This window comes from Vibrio sagamiensis NBRC 104589 (genome assembly GCF_007990935.1).
In the GTDB taxonomy this organism is placed as follows: domain Bacteria; phylum Pseudomonadota; class Gammaproteobacteria; order Enterobacterales; family Vibrionaceae; genus Vibrio; species Vibrio sagamiensis.
The window spans coordinates 1-5,443 of sequence record NZ_BJXJ01000080.1 but is presented as its reverse complement, the minus strand read 5'-3'; the positions used below and the strand labels follow the sequence as shown (position 1 = coordinate 5,443).

General features: G+C 41.4%; 6 protein-coding genes. 3 read left to right on the top strand and 3 right to left on the bottom strand.

The features are described 5' to 3' along the window. A partial coding sequence (locus tag VSA01S_RS20225; protein ID WP_222593938.1) for a hypothetical protein occupies positions 1-231 on the top strand: 231 nt, incomplete at its 5' end. 121 nt (positions 232-352) lie between these two features. Here VSA01S_RS20225 and pssA read toward each other — a convergent pair. Beyond that, positions 353-1,693: a CDP-diacylglycerol--serine O-phosphatidyltransferase gene (gene pssA, locus VSA01S_RS19140; RefSeq protein WP_039980869.1), complete on the bottom strand. Its 1,341-nt coding sequence runs from the start codon at positions 1,691-1,693 to the stop codon at positions 353-355. A 71-nt stretch (positions 1,694-1,764) separates the two neighbouring features. Then, positions 1,765-2,220, bottom strand: a complete 456-nt coding sequence (locus VSA01S_RS19135; RefSeq protein ID WP_039980861.1) for a GNAT family N-acetyltransferase — start codon at positions 2,218-2,220, stop codon at positions 1,765-1,767. A 76-nt stretch (positions 2,221-2,296) separates the two neighbouring features. Between VSA01S_RS19135 and murB the strand changes: the two genes are divergently transcribed. Both murB and birA read left to right on the top strand, forming a co-directional pair. Then, the gene (murB, locus tag VSA01S_RS19130; protein ID WP_039980863.1) at positions 2,297-3,337 is read left to right on the top strand and encodes a UDP-N-acetylmuramate dehydrogenase; all 1,041 of its coding nucleotides are present in this window, start codon (positions 2,297-2,299) and stop codon (positions 3,335-3,337) included. Beyond that, positions 3,337-4,305, top strand: coding sequence for a bifunctional biotin--[acetyl-CoA-carboxylase] ligase/biotin operon repressor BirA (gene birA / locus VSA01S_RS19125; protein WP_039980865.1), 969 nt, complete (start codon positions 3,337-3,339; stop codon positions 4,303-4,305). Before murB ends, birA begins: the two co-directional genes overlap by 1 nt. Before the next feature lie 9 nt (positions 4,306-4,314). On the opposite strand, the gene coaA is transcribed toward birA, so the two are convergent. Beyond that, positions 4,315-5,238: a type I pantothenate kinase gene (gene coaA, locus VSA01S_RS19120; RefSeq protein ID WP_039980866.1), complete on the bottom strand. Its 924-nt coding sequence runs from the start codon at positions 5,236-5,238 to the stop codon at positions 4,315-4,317. Positions 5,239-5,443: the final 205 nt, after the last annotated feature.

Sequence of the window (5,443 nt, the reverse complement as noted above, 5' to 3'; positions counted from 1 at the left end):
TGTATTTACGATGTTATTGTGGTCTACAACCAACGAGTCCCGGTTACCCGCAACCCCGCCATCTATTTAGAAACCCAGCCTTTGGACTGGGTTTTGTCCTTTAAAGCAAAGCGATTTTTCTTTTCAGGGTATGAGCCTAGATTGATCGTAACTTCTGAATTAGGCGTCCCCACAGTTCTGCAATTGACTCAAATAAAAGCCCTAGCAGACGATACTAGATGCGGAAAATAAAGCCTGTCTTAGATAGTTGGTTGGTTTACGATCTAGCCAAGCATTGGATTGACTCTAGTCGGAAGTACATTCAAAAAACCCAGCATGAAGCTGGGTTAGTGATGATTGGCTTACTAACTAGTTACAGGATACGCTTAAGTACGCCATCTGCTTTGATTCGAGTTATCTTGCGAACCAGCTTCTGAACCGCAGGTGGGTAATCTTCTAACTTTTCCAGTTGTTTATAAGTACAGATCAGTTGAGTATGCTCCAGAATATTAGAGACTTCATGCCCAAACTTTTCTTTCATTAACCTTTTCTCATCTTGAATAAGAAGACCATTCTCAAGATCTAATGCCCAAGCGCGAGGATTTAAGTTATTGCCAGTAAGTAACATATAGCGCTTATCAACCCAGATACCTTTAAGATGGAAGCTGTTATTCGCGTGTTTCCATAGGTGGATAGATAGCTTACGAGCCGCTATGCTTGCTTCATTTGCTTTGGCAAAACGTCGTAAGTTTAGCTCGTACAGATAAGGAAGGCCGCCAATGGTTTTAAACTCTTCTTCTGGTGAAATATAAAAGTCATTGGCTGTTTTATCACCGACAACAACGGTCACTTTGACACCGCGTCTTATCGCCCGCTTTATTTCACGATGGAGTGACTTTGGTAGATTAAAGTATGGAGTGCAGATAAAAATCTCTTCTTTTGCCGACGCTAAAAGTTGGACGATCTTTTGATTCAGAAGATTACGGCGTTTTCCTAGACCGACTAAAGGCGTGACTTTTACGTCTTGTGGCGCCGCTTCTTCAGCTGTGAATTGATATTTAGCACGGGCTAGGGAAGAACGCAGTTGACGAATATCTGCTTTGATATCTTTCGTTTCAGGCTTATCTTCACGGGCTAGGTCGTTTACTGCAGGGTGAGCAATCATTTCATCTTGAATAAACTTAACCATAGAGTCAGCCAAGGTTTTATGACTAATCACATGGTAACGATCAAAGCGGTAGCGGTCGTTGTATTGCAGGTAGACGTTATTCAGGCTTGCCCCGCTATAGATAACGGTATCATCGACAATAAAGCCTTTTAAGTGCAGTACGCCAAAGACTTCTTTTCCTCTTACAGGGATACCATAAACTGGAACTGGGTGTTTAAAGGTATTGGCAAACTTTTTATATAATGCAGCGTTACCTTCTGACGATTCTGCCCCGATTAATCCTCGTTGGGCTCGGTGCCAATCAACACATACATTGATATCCAAACCGGGATTTCTTTGCTTTGCTTCGTAGAGTGCAGTGAAAATCTCGCGGCCTGCGGCATCGTCTTCTAGATAGAGAGCGACTAGGTAAATTCGTGACGTTGCTTTACTGATGGCATCAAGCAGGCGAATTCTGAAAGACTCTGCAGAATGAAGTACCTCAAAATTATCTGGCTTTACCGCGAGACTTGGCAACGGTTCGAATGGATTCCTACTTACTATCATATCAGTGTGGGTACCTTGATTAAATGCAATATTGCGAACCTTATATTCTAACAAAGAACTGAATTGACTGGCTACAAAAGCTCGCAATTTACCGCATGTTCAGAGCTAAATTGCATCGGAATGAGATCTTTTCCACTCTCGACGTATCGTAAAAATGAGGTTCTTAAAGATTGTGGAAGTTCATCAGCCGTGATGTTTTTAAAACCATATTGAGAGTAATAACTTTTTAAATGACTGAAAGCGAAACAGTAGTCAGACTCTTTAAAAATATGCTGCTTGCAGTGAGCAAGGAGAGACTTCCCAACGCCAGTTCCTCGATAGTCAGGGATAACAAGCATTCCAGTAAGAAGACGAAAACAGTCGATATTTTTTAACCTAAGCAAGGCAACGATATTCCCTGCTTGTGTCGCCGTAAGGATCAATTCATCGCTTTTGGCTTTTCCTGCTGGGTAATACTGTTTATAGAGCTTTTTAATAAGAGGAAGCTTAAGAGGTGGTAATTCCTCTATGTGTAATGAGTCTGGCATTGTCGCTGCAGTGATAAGATAAGTAATGTAGAATGTTTACAGTTTAAGAGAATCTCACCTGGTGTTGCAAATCCATATGGAAATTAAAGAACACGCAAGCCTTAAGGCTTTTCACACGTTCGGTATCGAGCAAACTTGTGACTACCTTGCCGTGGTTGAATCCGTTGATGACGTAGTGCAGCTTTTTAAAAGCCCAAAGTTACAAATCTTACCCAAACTTTTTCTAGGCAAAGGCAGCAATGTTCTTTTTACCTGCCCTTATCAGGGAATCGTCATTGTTAATCGCCTAATGGGAAAAACGATGCAGGAAACAGAAACGCATTACTTATTGCATGTTGAAGGTGGTGAGGATTGGCCAAGTTTGGTTGAATGGTGTGTGGATAAAGGTATGGGTGGACTAGAAAACCTGGCCTTAATTCCTGGCTGTGTGGGGTCTGCTCCTATTCAGAACATCGGAGCTTATGGGCAGGAATTCCAAAATGTGTGCGATTATGTCGATATTTTGGATTTACAGACTTTTACAACTCAGCGTATGACAGCAGAGGAGTGTCATTTTGGGTACCGTGATTCTATCTTCAAACAAGCACTATTAGGCCAATGTTTTATCACAGGTGTTGGGCTTAAGTTGTCGAAAAAATGGCAGCCACTCAATCAATATGGCCCTTTACAAAGCATTCCAAAAGAGGTGTTAAGTCCAAGAACGATTTTTGAGCGTGTTTGTGAAATTCGAAAAGAAAAACTACCAGATCCAGATCGAGTTGGTAATGCAGGCAGCTTTTTCAAAAACCCGGTGATCGATAAAGATCATTACGATCAACTTAAAACGCAGTATGCCGATATCGTGGCTTATCCTAGCGATGCTGGGATGAAAGTTGCGGCAGGATGGTTGATTGATCAATGTGGTTTAAAAGGGGCCTCTGTGAATGGTGCTCAAGTGCATCCGCAGCAGGCTTTGGTTTTAACCAACGCGGATAATTGCAGCGCAGAAGATATTATTGATTTAGCTTCTCTGGTGAAAAGAGCAGTGTGGAGCAAATACCAGATAGTACTAGAACATGAAGTCCGTTTTATGGGCAGTACAGCAGAAACAAATTTAGCAGAGATCGAGGCAGTTTGATGAAGAAAGAGCATTCAGTGAAACTACATATATTGAAAACACTGAGTGATGGCGGGTTTCACTCCGGTGAATGCTTGGGGCAGGCTCTGGGGATCTCGCGAGCGGCAATTGCAAAACACGTTAAAACACTTAACGACTGGGGAATGGATATTTATCGGGTTCAAGGTCGTGGTTATCAACTTGCGTCCCCCTTACAATTACTCGATGAAAAGAAGATTCAAGCCAGCACAGCTACCCAATGTGAACTCATTTCAGTCATTGATTCAACCAATCAATATTTGCTCGATAATGTGGACAAATCGGAAAAAGGTCGCGTTTGTCTTGCTGAGTATCAAACTCAGGGGCGAGGGCGTCGAGGCCGACACTGGGTTTCACCTTTTGGTACCAATTTATACTTATCCATGTATTGGCGCTTAGATGCAGGTATGGCAGCTGCGATGGGATTAAGCCTAGCAATAGGCGTCGCAGCCGTTGAAGCGATTGAAAGTATCGGTATCCAAGGTGTCAAGTTAAAGTGGCCAAATGATATTTATTATCAAGATAAGAAACTGGCTGGAATTTTAGTTGAGCTCTCAGGACAAACGGGTGGTGCCGCACATGTCGTTATTGGTATGGGATTGAATATTGGTATGCCAGATCAACAACCCGATATTGACCAACCATGGATGATGTTGAATCAAATTAATAATGGTGCTGTGGTAGACCGCACTCAACTGGCCATCAATTTGATCGAAAAGTGGCAGCGTGCACTTGTGGAATATGAGTTAACTGGATTAACAGGGTTTGTTGAACGTTGGAATCGATTGGATAACTTTTTAGGTCGCTCGGTTAAATTACTTATTGGGCCAAGAGAAGTACACGGCATTGTCAAAGGGATCGATCACCAAGGAGGTATTGTGATTGAAACTGAAAATGGTTTAGAGACCTATATTGGAGGAGAGATCTCTCTGAGAAAAAATAGCCACTAAAGACAGTGGCTACTTCCTTAAGAATACTCTATCGACTAGATGGTTCGAGCCTTTATGAAGGATCAAGTGGGCTCGTTCTCGAGTGGGTAAAATATTTTGTTTTAAATTTAGTTCATTAATACTACACCAAATCTCCTTTGCTTTTTTCTTCGCATCTTCTGTAGAAAGTTGAGTGTAGTGGCTGAAATAAGAACCAGGTTTAGTAAAGGCACCTTGCCGAAACTTTAAAAATCGATCGATATACCATTGCTTTATTGTGTCGACTTCAGCGTCGACATAAATTGAGAAATCAAGAAAATCTGAGACGAAAACGCTATGTGGTTCGTGTGGATAGTCCATGCCACTTTGTAAAACGTTCAAACCTTCGATAATTAGTACATCTGGCTTATCAACCAATTTAAATTGATCGGTAATATCATAAGTTATATGTGAGTAAATGGGGGCTGCCAGATTAGGTTTTCCCGCTTTGACATCAGAAACAAATTCGACCAGGCGCTTGATATCATATGATTCAGGAAACCCTTTACGATGCATGATATTTTTTTCTTCAAGTATCTTTTTAGGATATAAAAATCCATCGGTTGTAACTAAAGCTACTTTAGGATGATTCTCCCAGCGAGATAGGAGGGCGGTAAGTAGTCGGGCTGTGGTACTTTTACCTACAGCGACGCTCCCAGCGATACCAATTACAAAAGGAGGGGCATGCTCTTCGGTATTGAGAAACTGCTGGAGAACAAAATTTCGACTCTGGCGAGCTTGCACATATAAATTCAACAAGCGGGATAAAGGAAGATAGATTTCGACCGCTTCTTGTATGGTGATATTTTCATTAATACCCTGAAGTGCAATGAGATCTTCTTTTGAGAGTGTCATCGGAACAGAATTACGCAGTTCTGCCCATTCGTTACGGTCAAATGACAAAAATGGACTCATGGGTCTATTCTATCCTTCGTTTTATAGAGAGCAAGAACATACAACAAGCTGTGCTTAAAGCAAATGACAAAGATCGAAACTTTGCTTTAAAAAGCGAGGCTTGTATGATTTTCAATCAAACGCATCTGAAAATTAAAAAAATACGTTTTTTTTTGTAATTACTATTGCAACCTAGAAAATCATTCAATAGAATGCGCAGCACTTA

Coding starts and splice junctions, on each gene's coding strand:
- coaA (WP_039980866.1), bottom strand. CDS start 5,238: ATGAGTCCATTTTTGTCATTTGACCGTAACGAATGGGCAGAACTGCGT.
- birA (WP_039980865.1), top strand. CDS start 3,337: ATGAAGAAAGAGCATTCAGTGAAACTACATATATTGAAAACACTGAGT.
- murB (WP_039980863.1), top strand. CDS start 2,297: ATGGAAATTAAAGAACACGCAAGCCTTAAGGCTTTTCACACGTTCGGT.
- VSA01S_RS19135 (WP_039980861.1), bottom strand. CDS start 2,220: ATGCCAGACTCATTACACATAGAGGAATTACCACCTCTTAAGCTTCCT.
- pssA (WP_039980869.1), bottom strand. CDS start 1,693: ATGATAGTAAGTAGGAATCCATTCGAACCGTTGCCAAGTCTCGCGGTA.